This window comes from Sorangium sp. So ce836, from assembly GCF_028553905.1.
Taxonomy (GTDB): Bacteria; Myxococcota_A; Polyangia; order Polyangiales; family Polyangiaceae; genus Sorangium; species Sorangium cellulosum_D.
Genome location: NZ_CP102233.1, coordinates 6,567,721 through 6,587,801, shown reverse-complemented (window position 1 = coordinate 6,587,801; position 20,081 = coordinate 6,567,721). Strand labels below are relative to the sequence as shown.

General features: G+C 74.9%; 16 protein-coding genes and 1 pseudogene. 6 read left to right on the top strand and 11 right to left on the bottom strand.

Annotation, left to right across the window (positions count from 1 at the left end; genetic code table 11):
- The first annotated feature begins 21 nt into the window (after nucleotides 1–21).
- Nucleotides 22–1,008, top strand: a complete 987-nt coding sequence (locus NQZ70_RS23935; protein ID WP_129576266.1) for a hypothetical protein — start codon at nucleotides 22–24, stop codon at nucleotides 1,006–1,008.
- A complete protein-coding gene (locus tag NQZ70_RS23930) occupies nucleotides 1,005–2,828 on the top strand; it encodes a glycosyltransferase family 39 protein (RefSeq protein WP_272829063.1) in 1,824 nt (607 codons plus the stop codon). The genes NQZ70_RS23935 and NQZ70_RS23930 overlap by 4 nt, the downstream gene beginning before the upstream one ends.
- A gap of 6 nt (nucleotides 2,829–2,834) precedes the next feature.
- On the opposite strand, the gene NQZ70_RS23925 is transcribed toward NQZ70_RS23930, so the two are convergent.
- The 5 genes from NQZ70_RS23925 to NQZ70_RS23905 form a co-directional block, all read right to left on the bottom strand.
- Nucleotides 2,835–4,316, bottom strand: coding sequence for a hypothetical protein (locus tag NQZ70_RS23925; protein ID WP_129576265.1), 1,482 nt, complete (start codon nucleotides 4,314–4,316; stop codon nucleotides 2,835–2,837).
- A 65-nt stretch (nucleotides 4,317–4,381) separates the two neighbouring features.
- Complete coding sequence (locus tag NQZ70_RS23920; RefSeq protein WP_129576264.1) at nucleotides 4,382–4,597, bottom strand: hypothetical protein; 216 nt, start codon at nucleotides 4,595–4,597, stop codon at nucleotides 4,382–4,384.
- A gap of 55 nt (nucleotides 4,598–4,652) precedes the next feature.
- Nucleotides 4,653–5,738 carry a hypothetical protein gene (locus tag NQZ70_RS23915; protein ID WP_165374123.1) on the bottom strand — a complete coding sequence of 362 codons (1,086 nt, stop codon included), beginning with the start codon at nucleotides 5,736–5,738 and terminating at the stop codon, nucleotides 4,653–4,655.
- 56 nt (nucleotides 5,739–5,794) lie between these two features.
- Nucleotides 5,795–6,811: a tetratricopeptide repeat protein gene (locus NQZ70_RS23910; protein ID WP_129576263.1), complete on the bottom strand. Its 1,017-nt coding sequence runs from the start codon at nucleotides 6,809–6,811 to the stop codon at nucleotides 5,795–5,797.
- Between the two features lie 181 nt (nucleotides 6,812–6,992).
- The gene (locus NQZ70_RS23905; RefSeq protein ID WP_129576262.1) at nucleotides 6,993–7,445 is read right to left on the bottom strand and encodes a hypothetical protein; all 453 of its coding nucleotides are present in this window, start codon (nucleotides 7,443–7,445) and stop codon (nucleotides 6,993–6,995) included.
- A gap of 190 nt (nucleotides 7,446–7,635) precedes the next feature.
- Between NQZ70_RS23905 and NQZ70_RS23900 the strand changes: the two genes are divergently transcribed.
- The gene (locus tag NQZ70_RS23900) at nucleotides 7,636–7,968 is read left to right on the top strand and encodes a hypothetical protein (protein WP_237245557.1); all 333 of its coding nucleotides are present in this window, start codon (nucleotides 7,636–7,638) and stop codon (nucleotides 7,966–7,968) included.
- A 93-nt stretch (nucleotides 7,969–8,061) separates the two neighbouring features.
- On the opposite strand, the gene moeB is transcribed toward NQZ70_RS23900, so the two are convergent.
- Nucleotides 8,062–9,225, bottom strand: a complete 1,164-nt coding sequence (gene moeB / locus NQZ70_RS23895) for a molybdopterin-synthase adenylyltransferase MoeB (protein WP_129576260.1) — start codon at nucleotides 9,223–9,225, stop codon at nucleotides 8,062–8,064.
- A 94-nt stretch (nucleotides 9,226–9,319) separates the two neighbouring features.
- The gene (locus tag NQZ70_RS23890) at nucleotides 9,320–10,870 is read right to left on the bottom strand and encodes a hypothetical protein (protein WP_129576259.1); all 1,551 of its coding nucleotides are present in this window, start codon (nucleotides 10,868–10,870) and stop codon (nucleotides 9,320–9,322) included.
- A 98-nt stretch (nucleotides 10,871–10,968) separates the two neighbouring features.
- Between NQZ70_RS23890 and NQZ70_RS23885 the strand changes: the two genes are divergently transcribed.
- Nucleotides 10,969–11,679, top strand: a complete 711-nt coding sequence (locus tag NQZ70_RS23885) for a cob(I)yrinic acid a,c-diamide adenosyltransferase (protein WP_129576258.1) — start codon at nucleotides 10,969–10,971, stop codon at nucleotides 11,677–11,679.
- A gap of 47 nt (nucleotides 11,680–11,726) precedes the next feature.
- On the opposite strand, the pseudogene NQZ70_RS23880 reads toward NQZ70_RS23885, so the two are convergent.
- From NQZ70_RS23880 to NQZ70_RS23865, 4 genes and pseudogenes are all read right to left on the bottom strand, one after another.
- Nucleotides 11,727–12,359: pseudogene (locus NQZ70_RS23880) on the bottom strand (phosphatase PAP2 family protein); the annotation flags it as partial.
- Nucleotides 12,360–12,580: 221 nt separating this feature from the next.
- Nucleotides 12,581–13,378: a CDP-alcohol phosphatidyltransferase family protein gene (locus NQZ70_RS23875; protein ID WP_129576256.1), complete on the bottom strand. Its 798-nt coding sequence runs from the start codon at nucleotides 13,376–13,378 to the stop codon at nucleotides 12,581–12,583.
- Between the two features lie 207 nt (nucleotides 13,379–13,585).
- Complete coding sequence (locus tag NQZ70_RS23870; RefSeq protein ID WP_272829060.1) at nucleotides 13,586–14,557, bottom strand: hypothetical protein; 972 nt, start codon at nucleotides 14,555–14,557, stop codon at nucleotides 13,586–13,588.
- Between the two features lie 561 nt (nucleotides 14,558–15,118).
- A complete protein-coding gene (locus NQZ70_RS23865; RefSeq protein WP_129576254.1) occupies nucleotides 15,119–15,601 on the bottom strand; it encodes a MarR family winged helix-turn-helix transcriptional regulator in 483 nt (160 codons plus the stop codon).
- Nucleotides 15,602–15,735: 134 nt separating this feature from the next.
- Here NQZ70_RS23865 and NQZ70_RS23860 point away from each other — a divergent pair, with 134 nt between their 5' ends.
- Nucleotides 15,736–18,504 carry a transglycosylase SLT domain-containing protein gene (locus NQZ70_RS23860; protein ID WP_129576253.1) on the top strand — a complete coding sequence of 923 codons (2,769 nt, stop codon included), beginning with the start codon at nucleotides 15,736–15,738 and terminating at the stop codon, nucleotides 18,502–18,504.
- 182 nt (nucleotides 18,505–18,686) lie between these two features.
- Nucleotides 18,687–20,039, top strand: a complete 1,353-nt coding sequence (locus NQZ70_RS23855) for a hypothetical protein (protein WP_237245556.1) — start codon at nucleotides 18,687–18,689, stop codon at nucleotides 20,037–20,039.
- Nucleotides 20,040–20,081: the final 42 nt, after the last annotated feature.

Below are 20,081 nucleotides of genomic sequence, written 5' to 3'. Positions count from 1 at the left end.
ACGGCTCGCCTGGAGAGCCCCATGACCTCGGCGCAACCGCAACCGACGACCCCGCCCTCGGGCAGACCGGCGCGCGCGCGCGGGCGGCGCCGCGCCCTCGGCCTGCTCGCGCTCGTCGGCCTCCCCGCGCTCGGCCTCGGCGAGCTCGCGGCGCACGTCTACGTCAGCCGGCGCGCGCCGGGCTTCGACGACTGGCGCGAGGTGAAGGCGCCCCTCGAGGCGATGAGGCAGCCCGGCGACCTCGTGGTCGTGGCGCCCGCGTGGGCCGATCCGGCGGCGCGCCGCGCGTTCGGCGACGCGCTGATGCCCCTGCGCGACGCCGCGCGGCCCGACGAGAGCCGGTACGCGGCCGCCGTGGAGATCAGCGTCCTCGGGCAGCGCGCCGAGGAGCTCGCGGGCTTCCGCGAGGAGGCGCGGCAGGAGCACGGCGGCTTCGTGCTCCGGCGCCTCGTGAACCCGTCGCCCGCGCGCGTCGTCTACGACTTCGTCGATCACGTCGCGCCCGCGTCGGCGGACGCGCGCGTCACCGATCCGCCGGCCGCGTGCCGCTGGAACCCGCGCGCGCGGATCGCCGCCGGCGGCCTCGGCGGCCACCCGACGTTCCCCGCCGAGCGCTTCGAGTGCCCCGGCGGCCCGTTCTTCAACGTGGGGGTGACGGTGATCGCCGACGAGGAGTTCCGCCCGCGCCGGTGCATCTGGTCGCACCCGCCCAGCGACGGCGAGATCGTCACGCGCTTCCGCGACGTCCCGCTCGGCTCGGTGATCCGGGGGCACGCGGGCATGTACTGGATCATCGAGCGGGAGCGGCGGGGCGCGCCGGTCACCCTGTCCGTGCGCGTGAACGGCGAGACCGTGGGCGAGGCGACGCACCACGACGGCGACGGGTGGGCGGCGTTCGAGTTCCCGCTCGCCGCCCACGCGGGCGCGGCGAAGGCCGAGGTGGAGTTCGCCGTGAGTTCCCCGGATTACACGCACCGCCACTACTGCTTCGAGGCGGACACCCGATGAAGCGAACGGCGCCCCTCGCGCCCGCCGACGGGCTGATCGCGATCGCGCTCGCGGCGGCGTACGTCGCCCTGCTGCTCGCGACCGCGGGCGATCTCGGCTACGCGCGCGACGAGGGGTTCTATTTCTTCGCCGCGAACCGCTACGGCGCGTGGTTCCAGGCGCTCCTCGAGGCGCCGCGCGCCGCGCTCCGCCCGGAGGTCGTCGACGCCGCCTGGTCGGTGAACCACGAGCACCCCGGCCTCATCAAGTCGCTCTTCGCGCTGTCGAACCTGCTCCTGCAGAAGCGGCTCGGGCTCTTCGCCATGGAAGGCACGAGCTACCGCTTCCCGGCGATGGCGCTCTCGGGCGCCGGGGTCGCGCTCGTGTACCTCTGGGGAACGCAGGCGCGTGACCGGCTCGCCGGCGCGTCCGCGGCCGTGCTCTTCGCGATGCTGCCGCGGTACTTCTACCACGCGCACCTCGCGTGCTTCGACGCGCCGATCGTGACCGTCTGGGCCGCGTGCGCCTACGCGTACTGGCGCTCGCTGCGGGACGGCGGCGCGCTCTGGCCCGTGCTCACCGGCATCACCTTCGGCCTCGCGCTCGACACGAAGCACAACTCGTGGTTTTTGCCGATCGTCTGCGTCGCGCACGCCGTCGCGCTGGAGCTCCGGGAGCGGATCGTCGCGCGCCCGGAGGCGGCGGGGGCCGCGCCGGAGGACGCCCCCGCGGCCGAGCCGGCGCCGCCGCGAGGAGCCCCGCGCTCGGTCGCCGCGCTCGCCGCGATGGCGACGATCGGCCCGCTCGTCTTCTACGCGCTCTGGCCGTGGATCTGGCGCGACACGCTCGCGCGCCTGCGCGAGTACGCGTCGTTCCACCTGAACCACGAGTACTACAACATGGAGTTCCTCGGCCAAAACCACTGGACGCCGCCGATGCCGAGGGCCTACGCGCCCCTGATGACGGCGGCGACCGTGCCCGCCGTGACGCTCTGCCTCTTCGTCGCGGGGCTCTGCGCGGCCGCGCGCGAGCGCCTCGTGTACCCGCTCGCGCGGGCCGCGGCGCGGCTCGCGCCGGAGCGCGGGAGGCTCGCCGCCGCCGCCCGCGCGCTCGCCGCGCGCCTCCGCCCGCCGCCGCCCGACGCCGGCGGCACGGCGCTGCTCTGGTTCCTCGCCATCGCCGCCGTCTACGGCGCATGGCTCTCGCCGAGCACGCCGATCTTCGGCGGCACGAAGCACTGGATGACGGCCTACCCGTTCATCGCCCTGTTCGCCGGCGCCGCGTTCTCCGCCGCGGTGAGGCGCGCGCGCGTCGCCCTCCGCGCGCTGCTCGTCGCCCGGCGCGTCCCCGGCGCGCCGCGCGCGGTCGCCGGCGCCGCCGCGCGCGGGCCGCTGGTCCCGGCGCTGCTCGGGGCGGCGGTGGTCGCGGCGCCCGTCGCCGAGACGCTGCACGCGCACCCGTGGGCGCTCTCGGCGTACACGCCGCTGGTCGGCGGCGCGCCCGGCGCGGCGAGCCTCGGGCTGAACCGCACCTTCTGGGGCTACACCACGGGCGCGGTCGTGGACTACCTCAACGAGCACGTCCCGCCCCGGGGGACGGTGTACATCCACGACACCGCCGGCCAGGCGTGGGACATGCTGCTGCGCGACGGGCGCCTTCGAAAGGACATCCGCGGCGTGGGGGCGGTCGCGGGCGCGGACTTCGCCCTCTACCACCACGAGAAGCACATGCTCGGGCAGGCGTACCAGGCGTGGGTCGCGTTCGGGACCACGAGCCCGGATCACATCGCCGGGCTCGACGGCGTGCCGGTGATCCTGGTCTACCGGAACCAGTCCCGCTGAGGGCGATCAGCGCTTCTTCGCCGCCGCCTTCTTCGCCGGCGCCTTCGCCGCCTTCTTCGCGGGGGCGGGCGAGGCCTTCTTGGCGGCAGGGGCCTTCGCCGCCTTCTTGACGGCGGTCGCCGCGGTCTTCCCCGTCGCCGACCGCTCCGCCGAAGCGGGCGCCTTCTTCGTCGCGGCGGCCGCCTTCTTCGCCGGCGCCTTCTTCGCGCCCCGCGCCGCCGCGGCCTTGGGCTTGCTCGCCGGGGGCCGCTCGGACGCCGGTTCGGCCGGCTTGTGGGGCTTCCCGCGCGCGACGAGCTTCTTGGACGGCGCCTCGTCCTCGATCTCCTCGCCCTCGTCCTCGAGGTCCTCGCCCTCGTCGTCGAGCTCCTCGTCGCCGAGGTCCTCGTCGTCGAGATCGTCGTCGTCCCCCTCGTCCTCGAGGTCCTCGTCCTCGTCCTCGAGGTCCTCGTCCTCGAGATCGTCGTCCTCCTCGAGGCCGTCCCCCTCGAGGCCGCCGTCCGCGCGCACCGGCTGCGGCGCAGGCTCGCGGCGCCGCGACGCCGGGGCTTCGCCGCGCTGCGGGGCGGCGGCCGGCTTGCTCGCCGCGCCGGGCGCGCCGAGCGGCTCGCCGAGCAGGGCGGCGATGTCGCGCGTGAGCTCCGTCATGTGGCTGTCGACCTCGAGCGCGTCCTGCTCGGACAGCGGGGTGAGCTTGAGCCGGAGGACACGGTCGCCCGCGAGCTCCCACGACGCGGCGCAGCCGCCCTCGCGCAGCATCCTCGAGGCGACGGCGTCGATCCGCTGGCGCAGGCCGGCGCGCGCGCCAGGGTCGATCTTGCGCTGCAGCTCGAAGCGGCGCTCCAGCATCGGGAGCGTCACCACCTTCGCCTCGACCAGATCGGAGAGCTCGTCGGCCACGGCCTCCTCGATCTCGAGCCGGGCGTCCGGGTCGCTGCTCCCCAGCGAGAACGTCGCCTCGCGGAGCTCGGCATCGTACGACGTCAGCTTGCCGCCGGCGCTCTGGGCCGCGCGCGCCAGCGACTCGCGCAGCACCTCCACCGGCGCGCGCTTGCCGACCGTCGAGGCGACGTACCCGAGCGTGTCCAGCCGCACCTGCACCGGGCCGTCGTCCTCGAGGCCGAGCTCGGGCCGCGGGCCGAGCAGCGCGTCGCGCATCACCCGGAAGACGTCGCGCTTGATCACGTTGTCCTCGGTGAAGATGTCCTCGACGTGCTCCGAATCCATGAGCGTGCTCGTCAGGCTCGCGACGAGCTCCTCGACCTGGTCGTCGATCTCGTCGGTGCCGAACGTGGTCGTGACCTCCCCGTCGACGAGGGCCCACGGCTCGAGCCGGGGCGCGATGGCCGCGATGTCCGCGGACATCTTGTCCTCGAGCTCGCGCGCGAGCGCGGTCGCGCCGCCCCTGGCCACGAGGATGTGCCCGTGAGCCTTCAGCGCATCGACGATGCTCGTGGAAAGTCGGCGGGAGAGGTTGCGCTCGTTCACGAGGCGCGCAGCTTACACGGTTTGCGCGGCCAGGCGATACTTCGGCGAGCGCGGATCGGCCGTGCTCAGGGGTCGTTCTCGATCACCTTGATCAGCACGCCGCCGATCCGCGCCGGGATGGCCGCGCGCGCTGCCTCGGCCCCTCCGGACCGGACGCTCACGCGGACGATGAAGCCGACCCCGTCCTCTCGCTCGACCCCGACGCCGACACACCACGGCTCGCCGCCGATCTTGGCCTTGAGCTCGTCCTTGGCCCGTCGGGCCGATCCCACGTCGCTCATCTCGTTCACCTCTCCGTAAGTTGGAGAGCGAGCGCGCCGCTGCATGCACCGGCGCTCACTCGCTGTATCCGACCGCCAACACCTGCCACGTCGCGGGCGCGTCGGCGACATCCACGATGCTCGCCGCGAACTCGCCGCTCGCCGACGGGGGGAGATCGCCGCCCGCCACGGGGATCTGACCGACGCTGACGATCTTGCCGTCGGCGCCGTAGAGCGAGACGATCGCGAGCACGGACCGGGCCGCGAAGGCGGACTCGTTCGTGATCCTGCCCGCCACCTGGTACGGGCTCTGCCCGCGCGTCGGCGTGAATTTCGTGTCCGCGATGCTGAGCTTGGCCAGCTTCCCCCGGAGCGTGGCGGGCGCGGGGGTGACCTCGGCCTTGAACGTGGCGAGCCCGGGGGGGCGCTGGGTGGCGAACGCGCACGGGACCTTCTCGCCCGGCGGCAAGAGGCGCACCTGGGTCGCGCAGTCGCCGCTCAGGAGGGCGACGTCGCCGGCGCCGTAGAGCGTGATCTTCGCGCTCGGGGAGCCGATGGGCACCGTGCCGGTGTTGTGGATCTCGCCGACGAAATGCAGGAGCTTCCCGGCGCGCGCTGGGAAGCTGCGGAGATCGCGGATCTCGGCGCGGAGCACGCCTCGCTCCGCGGCCGCGTCGGCGGGGCGATCGGCGACGGGCGCCGTGGGCAGCGGCTCGGGGAGCCCGGCGATCTCGCGGTCGGCGACGCCCGTGGAGAAGTAGATGACCACCGCGCCCGCGAGGATGCAGAGCAGGAAGACGGCCCCGCAGCCGATGCCGAGGATCAGCGCGAGGTTCGACCGTCGCGGCGGAGGCCCGACCGGCGCGCCGCCGAAGCCGCCCGGACCGGGGCCGAACGCCTGCGGAGGACCGTAGCCGGGACGGGGGCCGTAGCCACCCGGAGGGCCGTGGCCGCCGGGAGGACCGTGGCCGCCGGGAGGACCGTGGCCGCCGGGAGGACCGTGGCCGCCGGGCGGGCCGTAGCCGCCCGGCGGAGCACCGTAGCCGCCCGACGAGCCGTAGCCGCCCGGCGGAGGGCCGTGGCCGCCCGGAGGCGCTCCACCCGGCGGATAGCCGCCAGGGGGGTGGTTCGCCGCGCCGACCGGTGCGCCCTGCTGGTCCATGCCGCCCGCAGTATGCCGGAAAAGAGGCCCGGCCGATCCAACCCGCGGCGCGCGGATCAGAGGTGCCGGCGCGCGATCTCGGCCCACGTGCCGGTCGGCTCGATCTCCAGGTACCGGCGCCAGCACGGGCGCGCCTTCGTCGGATCGCCGATCTGCTCGTACGCCATCGCGAGGTTGTAATAGGCGTCCGCGAAGCGCGGGTCGCTCTCGATCGCGCCGCGGAAATACCGGATCGCCTCGGCCGCCCGGCCGCGCTCCAGCATCACGTAGCCGAGGTTGTACTGCGCCTCGGGCTGCGCCGCGTCGAGCTCGAGCGCCTTCAGGTAGAGCGCCTCGGCCTGCTCCTCGGCGTTGCGCCGGAAGCAGATGTTGCCGAGGTTCGTGTACGCGATCGCCAGCCAGGGGTCGATCTCGAGCGCGCGGCGGTAGAGCGCCTCCGCCTCGTCCATCGTCGCCGGATCCTCGTCGAGCTGGCTGGCCTGCATGTAGAGCTCGTAGGCCGTGCGCGCGCGATCCCTGCCGACCCGCGGGCGGAGCACGCGCACGACATCGTCGCGCAGCTCCTTCACCTCGAAGTCGAGCACCATCTGCCCGGTGAGCGGCTCGAACGCGCCCGACGCGCTCCGGACCACGACCGCCTTGCCGTCGAAGGCGACGCGGAGCTCGGCGAGCGGGCGCGTCACCTTGGGCAGCGCGGCGCGGATGTTGTCGATCGCTCGCGCGACGTCGCGCAGCCGCACCTTGCGCGCGATGAGATCGCGCGCGGCGCGGAGGGCGATCAGATCCGAGAAGGTGTACGCGCGCCGCCCGCGCCGGCGGCCGCTCGGCGGCGCGATGCCGGCGCGATCGAGCGAGCGCAGCCGCCCGGGCGAGATGCCGAGCAGCCGCGCGACCTCCGTGCCGGTGAACATGTCGGTGACCGGCTCGCGCGCGCCCGGGGCAGGCTGCGGCGCCTCCGGCTCGCCGGTCCGCGGGGCGGGCGGGGGCTCGGATACGCGCCCCCCACCAGGGCCGAACACGACGTGGATCACCTTGTCGGAATCGCCGGAGGCGGAACGGTCCTTCTTGCTCATCGCAGCGTCGCGGGCTCCGCGCCGAGGATCGACAGAAGCAGAGCGCGCCGTGTGGAGCCTACTCCGCCTCGAGCCGGAGCGCTCCCGTTCTTCACGTGGGCACGCGCGTCAAGAGCGCGCGCGGCGGAGGGCGCGAGCGATCGCCGCGGCGCTCGGGGTGCATTTTTGCTTCGATCGACGTTCACGCGCGCGCCGTCCTGTCCGTGGTGACCAGCACGCGCGCCGTGACGTCCACGGTCAGCGCGAACGAGACCGCCGCCGCGCGCGGCGCGAGCCCGCAGCGGATCTCGGCGTGCATCGGCCCGAGCGGGCCGCCCGCCCGCGCGGCCGCCTCGCGCTGCGCGACGCGGAGCGCCCGCAGCCGGAGGTGGGGGTCGAGGGCGAGCGCCCGGTCGAGCGGCGCCGCGAGCGGCGCGTCCGACGGAAGCGCGACGAGCAGGCTGGTCGACCCGTAGTACACGAGCGCGCCCCCCTCGCTGCGCGTACCCCCCTCGCTCACCACGTCGGCGCCGTCGAACAGGGCGTGGAGGCGCCCCGCCGAGCAGGCCACGAGCTCGACGTGACGCCGCTGGAGGAGCGGAGGTCGTTTGACCTTCGCCAGACCGGGACCGGGGAGACGCTCGCTGCGAGACATTCCGATCGCGATCGTGGCATCGCTGGCCGCGACTTCCCAAAAGCGCGCTGAGATCCGCACAAAGTTGCGGAGGCACCCGCTTTCGTGCGGGACGCAGGGGGCCGCGCGTCGGCGACGAACTTGGCCACGCGCGGCGCGCCTTGCCACGATGCGCGCCGCGCCGAAGGGCGCGAAGGAGCGACGAGCGACCATGAGCTACACGGGCAACGAGCGCCGCAGGCACCGCGTCTTCATCACCCGCAACACGGAGTACCACGTCCGCGACGAGGTCTGCGTCGCCGTGCGCGACCGGGCGGCGCGGAAGTTCAGGACGTCGCACCTCGCGCTGCACCTGAAGCTCCAGGGCGCGGTGCGGATCAACCCGAACGGCGTCGTGATCCCGGAGCCGCACAACGCGCGCGTCGGCTCCCCCATCTACTTCACGCAGGTGGACCCCGACGGGCAGGAGCGGCAGGTCGTGACGAGCCGCGTGGAGCGCATCGAGCGGCCCGAGAAGACCACCGTGCTCCAGTACCCGTCGTGACGTCGCGGAGGCCGCGCCGGGCGGCGCGGGTCGGTGGGCGGTGGGGCTCGGTGGGCGGCGCGGGCGCCTGATCGCCGCGCCGCCGCGCGGCGATCAGCCGAGGAGGCAGAAGCCTTCGTAGTCGATGTAGCTGGTGATGGTCGGCGACTCGCCGCACGCCGGGCAGCTCTTGTCGCGGCGCAGCTTGAGCTCGCCGAACTTCATCCGCAGCGAGTCGTAGGTGAGGAGCCGGCCGATGAGCGGCGTCCCCTGGCCGAGGATCAGCTTCACCGCCTCGGTCGCCTGGATCATGCCGATGGTGCCGGGGAGGATCCCGAGCACGCCCGCCTCCTGGCAGCTCGGCGCGAGGTGCGGGGGCGGCGGCTCGGGGTAGAGGCACCGGTAGCAGGGGCCGACGCCGGGCATGAACGTCGTCACCTGGCCCTCGAAGCGGAAGATCGACCCGTGGACGACCGGCTTCTTCTTGAAGACCGAGGCGTCGTTCACGAGGTAGCGGGTCGGGAAGTTGTCGCATCCGTCGACGATGATGTCGAACTGGTCGAAGATGCGGTCGACGTTGGAGCTGTCGACGCGCTCCTGGAACTTCACGACCTTCACGTCGGGGTTCAGGTCGCGGATCGCGGCCTCGGCGCTGTCGACCTTGGGCATGCCCACCCGCGAGGTCGCGTGGAGGATCTGCCGCTGGAGGTTCGAGTTGTCGACGACGTCGGCGTCGACGAGGCCGAGCGTCCCCACGCCGGCGGCGGCCAGGTACAGGGCGGCCGGGCTGCCGAGGCCGCCGGCGCCGAGGAGGAGGACCTTGGCGGCGAGCAGCTTGGCCTGACCCGCCTCGCCGACCTCGGGCAGGAGCAGGTGGCGCGAGTACCGATCCCGCTGCGCCTCCGTGAGGTTGGGCGGCAGCTCGACCGGGTAGCTCAGGTCCTTCCAGCGGACGAAGCCCGGGTTGGCGCTCTCCACGTTGGTGTAGCCGAGCTCCTGGAGCGTCTTCGCGGCGAGCGCCGAGCGCGTGCCGCCGGCGCAATAGGCCACGATGTGCGCCGACTTGTCCGGCAGCTTCTGCTCCACTTGCATCTCCAGGAAGGCGCGCGGGATCGAGATCGCGCCCGGGATGAAGCCGGCGCGGTACTCCTCCTTCTCGCGCACATCCAGGAGCACCATCGGGACCTTTTCGTCGAGGCGGCGCTTGAGCTCGCTCAGCGAGAGCTCGCGGATGGACTTGCGGACGTCGGAGATGAGGTCGCTATAGGTCGTAGGCATCGGGGCTCCTCAGAGATAGGGAGACTTAGGTGCGCGGCGCTACGAGTCAACGACGGACGGACGGAGGCGGGTTTTCTGCTGGCCGAGAGGCATCCTAGCGGCTTCGAGGCAGGAGGTCGGGCCTCGATCGGAGCGACGCGAGCGGCTCTTCCTTCTGCGCGCCCCCCTCGCACTCGATGCGCGCGACGCGGCCCGCGGGCGGGACGTCGACGATCGTCGCAGGCTCGTTCTCCGACTTGCAGAGGGCGAGGACCTTCGTGCCCGGGGCGAGGCGCCCGCTGCGGAGCTGCTTGCGCTGGACCTTGATCTCCACGTCGTCCGCGAGCCGCCGGACGACGATGTCGGCGCCCTCGACGTCGCTCACCACGCCGAGCTCGAGGGTCGGCTGCTTCTCCCGGAGCGGGCCCCACACGCGCTCGCCCTTCAGCTGATCGTTCGGCGGGAGCCAGTCGGCGGTCGGCTCCCGGGCGAGGCGCGGCAGCGGCGCCCACCCGATCGCGAGCTCGAGCGCCGCCGTGAGCGCGGCCGTGGCGGGCTCGACCGCGGTCACCAGGGCGCGATCCTTGGTCTGGCCGAGGATCCAGACGGGGGTCGAGGGCGGGAGGCTGCGCTTCGGCTCGCCGTCGCTGTCCGAGGCGGGCGCGACCGCGATCGTGCCGTGCGACCAGCGCTTCTCGGGCTTCTTCATCGGCTTCATCCGGACCTGCATCGCCTCGACCCACGCCGCGAGGGCCGAGCGCTTCCGCGCGAGCGCCTCGGGCAGCGCGTTGCTCCCGGGCAGGTCGGCCGTCTCTGGCGCGGGCGCCTCCCAGCGCAGGAGCGCGATGGTCGCGTCGAGCAGCGCCAGCGTGGCGGCCGCGTCCCGCGCGCCGACCGCCTTGCCGGCGAGCTCCGTCAGCCGCGGCGTCGCGGCGCCGCGGGCGCGCGCGAGCACCGTGCGCGCCTGCTCCTCGGAGGCGTCGCCCCGCTTGACGGCGGCGTCGATCTTCTCGACGACGCCCGCCCAGCGGCCGGCGGTGATGTCGGCCTCGAGCTGCCCGTAGAGCGCCTCGGTGATCGTGTCGTCGAGCTCCGCCGCGAGCCGATCCGCGGCCTCGTCGCCCAGGACGGCCCTCGTCGGCGCCGCCGCGATGAACGCGCGCGCCTCCGCGAACTTCCCCGCGGTGGTCGCCGCGTCGATCTTCCCGCTCGCGCACGCCGCGGCCTGCGAGGCCACGAGCCTCCGGGCCTCGTGCGCGAACGCCTCGCTCTTCAGCGCGTCCATCCGGGACGACAGCGTGGCGAAGGCGCCCTCGCAGTCCTGCCGATCGAGCAGCTCGGCGGCCTCGCTGGCCCGGACCTTCGCCTCGCGCCGGTCGAGCTTCTCGCGCAGCTCGCCGATCTGGTAGCGGTGCGAGTCGACGCCGAGGCCGCTCGCCTTGTCGAGCAGGGCGCGGGCGTCCTCGTACCGCTTGTCGGACAGCGCGCGGCTCGCCTCGTCGTAGAGCCGCTGGCTCTCGGCGATGCGCGCCATCTCGGCCGTGACGGCGGGCTGCGGCGCGGGGCGCGGGGCGGCCTCGGCGGCGCAGCCGGACGCGACGGGGAGCGCGGCGAGCAGGAGGACGAGGGGGAGCGAACGGCGGAGCGGCGGCCCGGGGGAGCGCATAGGGACAGGACTGTTCCACTCCGCGCCGAGGATCGTCAATGCCGCCCCTCCGGCGCTGTTCCTTGACCCTCGCAGGCGCTCGCCCTACGTGAAATCCCGTGAGCGACGACGATACGCGCGGGACGGGAGCTCCCCGGGCGGGGGCCGAGGACAGCAGCGGGCGCGTCTTCAGCGCGCCGAAGATCACGATCAACCGCGTCTACACCCGGCAGGGCGACGGCGGGCTGACGCGGCTCGTGGGCGGGCAGCTCGTCCCGAAGGACGACGCGCGGATCGAGACCTACGGCACGGTCGACGAGCTCAACGCGCTGGTCGGGGCCGCGCGGCAGACGCTGATGGAGCTGCTGCCGGGCGCGCCCGCCGCGAGCGTCGTGCGGCTCCACGACCTCGGGCGCGCGCTGCTGCGCGTTCAGCACGAGCTCTTCAACCTCGGCTCGATCCTCGCGACGCTCCCCGAGGACGTGCACCCGAAGCAGCCCCGCGTGACGCAGGCGGAGATCGCGCTCCTCGAGGCCGAGATGGACCGCTGCCAGGCCGATCTGGCGCCGCTGCGCTCGTTCGTCCTCCCGGGCGGCTCGCGGCTCAACACGGACCTCCACCTGGCGCGGACGGTGTGCCGCCGGGCCGAGCGCTGCTGCGTGCGCCTCGGGCAGGCGGGCCAGGCCGATCCGCTGGCGGTCGGCTACCTGAACCGCCTGAGCGACGCGCTCTTCGTCTGGAGCCGCTGGGCGTCCGCGCTCCTCGGCACGCCCGAGATCCTCTGGGAGCCCGACGTCTCGGCGAGCGGCGGCAAGGCGCAGCCCGCCTGATCCGAGCCGCCCCGGTCGGGGAAGGCCCGGAGGACGAGCGCCCACGCGAGCGCGACGTAGGCGTAGCCGAGCAGGGCGTCGATGAGCCAGTGGTGGGCGAGGTAGAGCGCCGCGAACAGCATGAGCGCGGCGTAGGCGAGCTGGAGGGCGAGCGACGGCGCGCTCGCCCGGCGGAAGGTCGCGAGCAGCCCGTAGAGCGGGTACGTGACGTGGAGCGACGGCAGCGCGCCGTAGACGGTCGCGCCGCGGCTGTACAGGTCGCGGAAGTAGGTGATCCCGAGCATCGCGTCGACGCGCGCGAGCGCGGCGGGGGAGCTGTGAGCGGCCGGATCGATCGCGCACCCGTGGGCCTCGACGTACCAGGGCGGCGCGGCCGGCAGGAGGCGGTACGTGGCGAGGCCGAAGAGGTGCGTGGCGAACGCGAGCCAGGCGAACCTCCGCGCCGCGAGGGCCTCGCTCCGGTAGAGGTGGAGCCAGTGCCCCACCATCACGAGCACGTAGCCGCCGTACGGGAGGGCGCAGAGCAGGTCGAGCGCGGGCCGCTCCAGCCGGGCGAGCAGCTCGCCCGGCGTGAGCCGGCGGCCGCCGATCTCCACGCCGAAGAGCGCGAGCTCGGCCGCGCGCAGCTCGCAGCCGAGGACGTGGTCCGGCGCGGCGAGCCCGCCGTCGAGCTGCTTCATGCCGTCGTACGCGAGGAACAGCAGGAAGAAGGGCAGGGCGTTCAGGAAGAACCGGCGCGAGCGCTCGCCCGCGCAGACGCTCGCCGCGGCGAGGGCGGCCACGGCGAGGTGGTCCCAGCGCGCGGCGCCGCGCGGCGCGAGGAGGGCGACGTAGGCGAGCCACGGCAGCGACGGCAGCCAGAAGCGGGGGCCCCAGCGGGCGCGCGCGCGCCTGAGCATGATCAGAGCGGCGCGCTCGTGGCCTTGCCGTCGCCGAGCAGGCGCCGGCGCTCTCCCTCGGGGCGCGCGGTCGCCCGCGGCCCTGGCGGCGGCGCCGCGTCGGCGGCCGCGAGGGCGGCGCGCGTCCGCTGCACGAGCCGCAGGCCGGCGGCGAGCCCGACGACCGCGACGAGGGCGACGCAGGCGAGCGTGATCGGGAAGGGGAGCGCGCCGGTGAGCGGCGAGGCCGGCACGGCCGGGCCGAAGACGAGCGCGGCGACGAGGTAGGCGAGCCGCTCGTGCCGGCGCATCAACCCGCTCGGCAGCGCGATCCGGTAGACGTCGGCCTTGGCGCGCGCGTAGCTCACGAGCGACGAGGCGACCATGGCGACGAGCGGGATCGCGAGCGCGAGGGCGTGATGGCGGTAGAAGACGGCGAGGCCGATGAGGGGCGCGGCGTCGGACACGCGGTCGAGGCAGGAGTCGAGCACGGCGCCGGCGCGCGACGCCTTGCCGCCCTCGCGCGCCACCATGCCGTCGAGCGCGTCGAGGACGGCGCCGGCGATGAGCAGCACGGCGCCGGCGCGGAAGCGGCCGACCGCGAGCAGCGGCGCGCAGGCGAGCGACAGGGCGAGCGAGAGGTAGGTGAGGGTGTCCGGCGAGACGCGGAGGCGCACGAGCGCGCGCGCGGGGGCGTGGAACGACCAGTAGAAGGCCTCGACGACCGGGCCGGGGAGCAGCGCGCTCCCCGGAGAGGCGCCGAGCCGCGGCATCGCGGGCCGGCCGTGACGCGCGACGCGCACGGCGTAGGCGCCGAGCACGGCTGTGCAGATTAGGATCGCAAGGGCGCAGGGGAGAACGGCCACCCCGGGGGCGGTTGCAGGGTTCGATCCGGGCCGGCGCGGGCGGCCGTCCTGCGCCACCGCGGGCGGCCCGATCGCGCCGCCGCCGGGGGCGGCCGGTATTCGGTCGGCGGCGGCGCGGCGGCGCGGCGGCGCGGCGAGGAGGGGCGAGCGGGCGCGGCGCGGCTACTTGCAGCTGGCGCGCGAGAGGCGGATGCCCTGGTCCGGCTCCGCGTAGGCGATGCCGAGCTCCCGGCCGGTCCAGGCCAGCGCCGGGTACCGGGCGGGCGCGTCGCCGCTCGCCTTGAGCTCGGCGCCCGCGGGCGAGAGATCGCGGTTCAGCAGCGCCACGAAGACGCCCGCGGGGCCGTCGCGGAACTGGTAGTACGCGACGGCCAGGTGGCGCCCGGTCCACGCGAGCGCCGGCCAGTTCGCGCTGCCGTCGCCCGGGGAGACGACGGCCTCGCGGGACACCTCGTCCTGCGCGGAGATCCGGATCGCGCGGATCTGCTCGGCGCCGGCGCGGGTGTCCTCCCAGACGACGAAGGCGTCGTCCCCGCCGAGCGCGACGCGCGTCAGCTTCGCGTCGACGCCCGGGTGCGCGATCCGGTCGAGCGGCGCGCTCCCCTGGCGCGGCCGGGCGAAGAAGAGCGTGTCGCCCTGGCTCCAGGCGAGCGCCGTCCGCTCGCCGTCGGTCGCGACCGCGGGGAACTTCGCCTGGTCCAGCGGCGTCGCGCTGCCCAGCGCGCCGCGGTCGAGGGAGCTGATCAGCGAGCAGCCCGCGTCCATCCAGGCGACGACGATCCCGCTCCGGCCCGTGGCGGCGATGGGCCACGACTCGGCCGCGCCGCTCTCGACCAGGTCGAAGGCGGCGCCCTCGGGGACGCCCTCCAGCGTCGCGCGGCGGCCGCGCACGACGCTGCCCGTGCCGTCCTGGTCCTGCCAGACGACGAGCAGGCCCTCTCCGTCGCGCGTGACGCTCGGGTGGCTCGAGACGCCGGGGCCCGCCGCGATCGCCTCTTCCCGCAGCTTGTTGCCGTCCGCGTCGATCACCGCGAGGTGGATGTCGCCCTCGTCGGCCCCGCGGTCCTGCCAGGCGACGGCGTACCCCGACCCGGTCGCCGCGATCGCGGGCGTGGTCCCGCGGCCGCTGCTCACCTCCAGGCCTCGCGACGTGATCGTGCAGGCCGCGGCGTGGCTCCCGGTCCCCCGCCGCCCGTCGCTGCGCCGCTGCCCCCCGTGCCTTCGCCGCCCGTGCCTCCGCCGCCTCCCGTGTCGGCTCTGCCGCCTCGTCCGCCGGAGCCGCAGCCCCACGCCGCGGCGATGATCGCCGCGCTGATCGCGCCATGAACCCAGTGCTTCATTGTTCCCCCGTCGTGGTGATGAGAGGCCCTCGGCGCGGCGCGCGCCGGGCGGAGGCCGCACCGAAAAGGCCCCGGCTCGCGGGTCCGCGCGGCGGCTCCCGCCGCCTCGGGGCGGCGGGAGGCGGGTTGCCGTGCGGGACGACCGCTGCTCCTCCGTTCGATGTCCGCGGGGTCGGCCGGTCGCGGCGGAGCCGCGCGTTCGCGCAGATCGCGCCGCGCTCCCGGGCGCGAACCGCCGTTCGCTCCCGCGCGCCGCGGCGCCTGCGCCGCGCGGCCGCCGCGCCGGCCAGGCGCGCGCCGATCGGCGCTGCCCCGGTTGGAACGCGCGCCGCGCGCGCCGATCCGGCCGGCGACGCTACTCGTCGGCCGGCTGCGGTTGCAGCGCCCCGGCGACGGCCGCGAGCACATCCTGCGCGGCCTCGAGCTTGCGTCGCGGCATCGCCTTGAGGGCCTGCCGCACGGCCGCCTCCACCGTCCCGGTGCGGAGGCTGTCGAGCTCGCGCCCGCGCGGGGTGAGGCCGAGGAGCGCGCGGCGGCCGTCCTTCGGGTCGGCCCGGCGCTCGATGATGCCGCGCTCCTGCAGCCGCTTGAGGACGCCCGTGAGGGTGCTCGGGTGCAGCTGCATGATCTCGGCGAGCTGCCCCGCGGAGATCCCGGGGTAGCGCCCGACGATGCGGATGACGAGCCGCTGTGGGCCCGTCACGCCCATCTTCGCCTCCATGCGCTTCGACGTCGACTGCAGGCCGTGATCGACCGCCCACAGGAGTTTCATGAAATCGAGCACCTCGCCGAGCCGAGAGGCCTTCTCTGCAGGGGGAGCGGCGTGGGACGAACGCATCGCCGACGCTTGCTAGCTCGCCCGGGCGCAGGTTGCTAGCGCCACTGCGGGAAGTCGGGCTGGGAGGCGCGCCGCCGCGGTCTCCGCGCTTTGCCGTAGCGCCGGCGGGCGGTTTCGGAGCAAGATCGGCGTTGATGAGCTGGGCACGGCGAGCCGCTCTGTGGACCGGGCTCGGCGCGCTGATCTGCATGGCGGGCGCGGCCGTCGGCCAGGCGCCCTCGCTGCGCGCGTCCTGTTCGGCGGCGTACCGCGCCTTCCGCGATCCCGGCCTGCTCGATCCCGCGCGCGCGCGGGCGCCGACCGACGTCGCGCCGGCGCTCGCGTGCCCTCCGCCGGCGCCGGTCGACGACGCGCCGCCCGCCGTCACGGCGCTCCTCGTGCGCGAGTTCCAGCCCGCGGCGGACGAGGATCTCGAGGACCCCGACGGGGCGACGCTGTCCACGCTGGCGATGCCGGATCTCGACGTCCCGCTCACGCGCCGCACGATGCGGTTCGTCCGCTTCTTCGCCCAGTCGGAGGAGGGGCGCGCCGTGTTCCAGCGCCGCTTCCGGCGCGCCGGCGCCTACCGCGAGATCATCGAGCGCGCGCTCCGCGAGGCGGGCCTCCCGGAGGACCTCCTCTGGGTCGCGGCGGTCGAGAGCGGCTTCGATCCGCGGGCGGTCTCGCCGGCCGGCGCGGCGGGGCTCTGGCAGTTCATGCCGAGGACCGGCGAGGCCTACGGCCTGGAGCAGTCCGAGTGGATCGACGCGCGCATGAGCCTCACGCGCGCCACGGACGCCGCGACCGCGCACCTGCGCGACCTCTACGAGCGCTTCGGCCGCTGGGATCTCGCGCTCGCGGCGTACAACTTCGGCCACGAGGGCGTCCTCCGCGCGCTCGCGAAGGTCGCGGCGGCGCGCGATCCCGAGGCGCGCGGGCCCATCGGGCTCGCCGAGCTCGCGCAGGCCGGCGCCGTCCCCAAGGAGACCGCGGACTACGTGCCGCAGATCGTGGCGTTCGCGATCGTCGCGGGGAACCGCGCGCGCTTCGGGCTCGACCTGCCCGACGTCGCGCCGGTCGCGCCGCTCGACCTCGGCGAGGTCGCGGTGCCGCCGGGGACGCGGCTCCGCACCATCGCGCGCGCCGCGGGCATCTCCACGGCCGCGCTGCGCGAGCACAACCCCGAGCTCCTGCGCGACCGCGTCCCGCCGGGCCGCGCCGATCACCTGATCGCGCTGCCCGCCGACCGCGTCGCGCGCGCGATGGCGCTCTTCCCGGCGTACCTCGACCACGAGGAGCTCGACGAGGACGAGGGCGACGGCCTGGCCGGCGCGCTGCCGCCGCGCAGCGCGGGCGGCGAGCTCGCGCTGCGCGACGGGTCGCTGCCGCCCCGCCCCGTGTCGCTCGGCCGGAACCGGCTCCCGCTCTTCACCCCGCCCGGCCAGGCGCCGGCGCCGATGCCGCTCCTCGGCAACCCGGAGGCGCTGGAGGCCAAGCTCCCGATCGTGATGATCGGCGGCGGCGTCGGCTTCCGCCCCGCGTTCGAGGACGATCCGCTCGGCCTCCGGAGCGGCCGCCTCGCCCCGGCGTCGCCGTTCGACGCCGTCGAGGGCCCGGGCGCGCGGCGCGCCCTCAAGGGCCGAGAGGCGGCGATCGAGAAGCAGATCGGCCTGCTCGCCGGGCTCGGCCTGGAGCAGGTGCAGCGCTTCCGGCTCCCGAACGGCATCGCGGTCGACCTCCGTGAGGACCCCGCGGCGCCGCTCGTCTCGATCAGCGCGTCCGTCGCGGTGCCGGCGCGGTCCGCGGGCGACGCCGGGGCGGCGGGGCCGGCGCTCGCCAGCGAGGCGCGCGTCGCGATCACCGTCCCGCCGCGGGATCTCGAGATCGGCGTCGATCTGGTCGCGGCGCGGCTCCGGATGCTGCTCGACGAGGCGAGCGCGGGGCGCGTGGCCGAGCTCCGGAGGCAGGCCAGCGCGGCCTCGCGGCGCGCGCTCGAGCTGGCGCCGTACGGCCCGTCGTGGCTCGCGCTCGGGGAGGCGCTGTTCCCCGCGGGCCACCCGCTCGAGGGCACGCTGCTCGGGGCGCGCGCCGACGCGGGCGCGGCCAGCGAGCTCCTGCTCACCGAGTCGCTCCGGCGCGAGCGCGCCGCGGCCCAGGCGACGATCGCGCTCTCCGGCGACGTCTCGCGCGCGGCGGTCGAGCGGGCGCTCGCGCGCTCGCTCCAGCGCGTCGTCGCCGAGCCGGAGCGGCCGATCGGGCCGCACCCGCGCGAGGAGCGGATCGTCCTCGAGGACGCGGTGCCGTCGCCGCGGCTGCTCTACGGCTGGATCGCGCCGCAGGAGGGGGGCGCGGACGAGGCGCCGCTCCGCGTGGCGATGGAGATCCTCACCGGCCCGCGCGTCGCGCGGCTCGCGAAGGCGCTCGTGACCGAGGGGCAGCTCGCGTCCGAGGTGACCGGCCGGCTGTCGCTCGGCGCGCAGGCGAGCGTGGCGGCGGTGGAGCTCACGCCCGCCCCGTCGCGCAGCGCCGCCGAGCTGGAGCAGCGCCTCGACGCCGAGCTCGCGGCGCTCGCGACGTCCGGGCCGACCTGGAAGGAGCTCGCCCTCGCCAAGGCGCTGCTCAAGATCGAGCTGGAGAAGGAGCTCGCGCGCCGCGCCGCCTCCGCGCCGCCCCCCGCGTCCCCGCGGCCGATCACGGATCTGCGCCTGCGCGCCGCGCTCGATCCGGGCAGCCTGCCGCGGCTCCTGCGCGCGCTCGAGGAGGTCGAGCCGGCCGACGTGCGCGCCGTGGTCGCGCGGACCTTCGGCCGCGAGCACCGGGTGAGCATCACGACGTGGCCCCGCGGCGGCCCCGGCGTACGCGGCGCGAGCCCGCTCGCGACGGACGTCCCCGCCTCCGCTGCGCCGCCCGCAACATCGCCGTGACAGCGGTGATCGCCGCGCGCCGTCGCGTTGCTGCGCCGCGTGCTTGACGCGACGCAAAGGGGAACCGCGCGTTCAGCGCCGCAGCAGCATTCTGTCGAGATCTGGTGAGCCAGCTGCCATTGGCAAGATGGACTTATGGACAGGTATGGACATCTGGCATCAATTGGAGATAGCACGGGAGAATGACGACCCCTGTAAAGCCGCTGATGTCCGCCATACCAGCGAGCGATCACGCCACGAATTTCCACGACACCGCCTTCCGGCCTCCGCTCCCCCTGACGGCGGAGTCGCCGTTTCCGTCGGCCCGCGTGACGCGGAGCGGCGTGGTGGAGCGCTCGACGCGGATCGCCGCGAGGGTGACGCCCGCCGAGGCGTCCGAGCCGGCCTCGCTGCTCGACAGGGTACAGGCGGTCATCGAGCTCTCGGATCAGCCGGTGCTGCGCAACCTGCTCATCACCCAGTGCTACTACGAGATCTCGGCGGAGCTCGTGAAGCTGCTCGGCGGCGGCAACGCCCACTGGTGCACGTTCGCCACGTGGGCCTCCAAGACTGCAGGGAGGTTCATCCGCAACGAGGAGGTGCCGTCGGTGCTCCGGTGGCTGATCCTCTCGGACGACGAGGAGCGGGAGGCGGTCGTGCCGCGCCTCCTGAGGAGGCGCGGCAAGGGCGAGCCGGAGCGGGCGAGCGCGTGGCGGATCAGCGCCGTCGAGCTGATCGCGCCCTGGTGGGGGCAGGGGTTCGGGCTCATGGAGCTGCCGGAGCGCATCCTGTCCGAGCTCAGCGAGGACATCGCGCTCGGCAACCTCAAGGTGTTCGAGGAGCTCGGGCCGCTCTTCGCCCGCATGATCCAGCTCTACCGGAGCTGCCCGCGGCCGGGGAAGGACGAGCTCGCGGCGCTGGTCGAGGGGCTGCAGTCGGGGCCGTCCACGGACGGAGGGCAGGGGCTGCTCCGCAGCGCCATGGAGCACTACCACGAGGCGATGCTCACGGAGGACAAAGACGAGAAGGCGGAGCGCATCCTCCTCGCCAACGCGCGCGTCGGGCTGCACGAGCAGGTGCGGCTCCAGCCGTACATCGCGCGGGCGCTCAACGCGCCCGTCCGCTGCGTGGTCGACACGGTCGGCCTCCCCGAGGCGCTCCAGTCGATGGTCCTCGACAAGGTCGAGAAGGTGCAGGCGTTCTGGCGCGCGATCGCGACCAAGGAGATGATGACCATGCGCCTGCCGGACGAGCTCCTCGAGCTCGGCCACGATCTCCCCGCGCCGCCCGGCCAGCCGCTGCACTGCGCCGAGCTCGCGACCATCGAGGATCGCGAGCTCTACGAGCTCCTGCTCAAGTACGACGCCCACGACCAGACGACGGCCGGCTGCGGCGCCGAGGACTGGGCGTTGCTGAGCGAGCGCATGGGCTACATCCTCGAGCTGTTCCGCTCGCGGCAGTGCTGCCCCCGGCTCCTCGAGCGGCCCTTCAACGGCGAGCAGCACGCCGAGATCGTCCAGTGGCGGGTGCCGTCGCCGATCCACGGCGATCTCTAGCGCCGCGCGCCGGCGCGCCCCTGCCGGAGCTCCGCCCCTCGC

What these genes read in the sequence shown, in the direction of transcription:
- NQZ70_RS23935 (WP_129576266.1), top strand. Translation starts at nt 22, where the DNA reads ATGACCTCGGCGCAACCGCAACCGACGACCCCGCCCTCGGGCAGACCG.
- NQZ70_RS23930 (WP_272829063.1), top strand. Translation starts at nt 1,005, where the DNA reads ATGAAGCGAACGGCGCCCCTCGCGCCCGCCGACGGGCTGATCGCGATC.
- NQZ70_RS23920 (WP_129576264.1), bottom strand. Translation starts at nt 4,597, where the DNA reads ATGAGCGACGTGGGATCGGCCCGACGGGCCAAGGACGAGCTCAAGGCC.
- NQZ70_RS23915 (WP_165374123.1), bottom strand. Translation starts at nt 5,738, where the DNA reads ATGGACCAGCAGGGCGCACCGGTCGGCGCGGCGAACCACCCCCCTGGC.
- NQZ70_RS23910 (WP_129576263.1), bottom strand. Translation starts at nt 6,811, where the DNA reads ATGAGCAAGAAGGACCGTTCCGCCTCCGGCGATTCCGACAAGGTGATC.
- NQZ70_RS23905 (WP_129576262.1), bottom strand. Translation starts at nt 7,445, where the DNA reads ATGTCTCGCAGCGAGCGTCTCCCCGGTCCCGGTCTGGCGAAGGTCAAA.
- NQZ70_RS23900 (WP_237245557.1), top strand. Translation starts at nt 7,636, where the DNA reads ATGAGCTACACGGGCAACGAGCGCCGCAGGCACCGCGTCTTCATCACC.
- moeB (WP_129576260.1), bottom strand. Translation starts at nt 9,225, where the DNA reads ATGCCTACGACCTATAGCGACCTCATCTCCGACGTCCGCAAGTCCATC.
- NQZ70_RS23890 (WP_129576259.1), bottom strand. Translation starts at nt 10,870, where the DNA reads ATGCGCTCCCCCGGGCCGCCGCTCCGCCGTTCGCTCCCCCTCGTCCTC.
- NQZ70_RS23865 (WP_129576254.1), bottom strand. Translation starts at nt 15,601, where the DNA reads ATGCGTTCGTCCCACGCCGCTCCCCCTGCAGAGAAGGCCTCTCGGCTC.
- NQZ70_RS23860 (WP_129576253.1), top strand. Translation starts at nt 15,736, where the DNA reads ATGAGCTGGGCACGGCGAGCCGCTCTGTGGACCGGGCTCGGCGCGCTG.
- NQZ70_RS23855 (WP_237245556.1), top strand. Translation starts at nt 18,687, where the DNA reads ATGACGACCCCTGTAAAGCCGCTGATGTCCGCCATACCAGCGAGCGAT.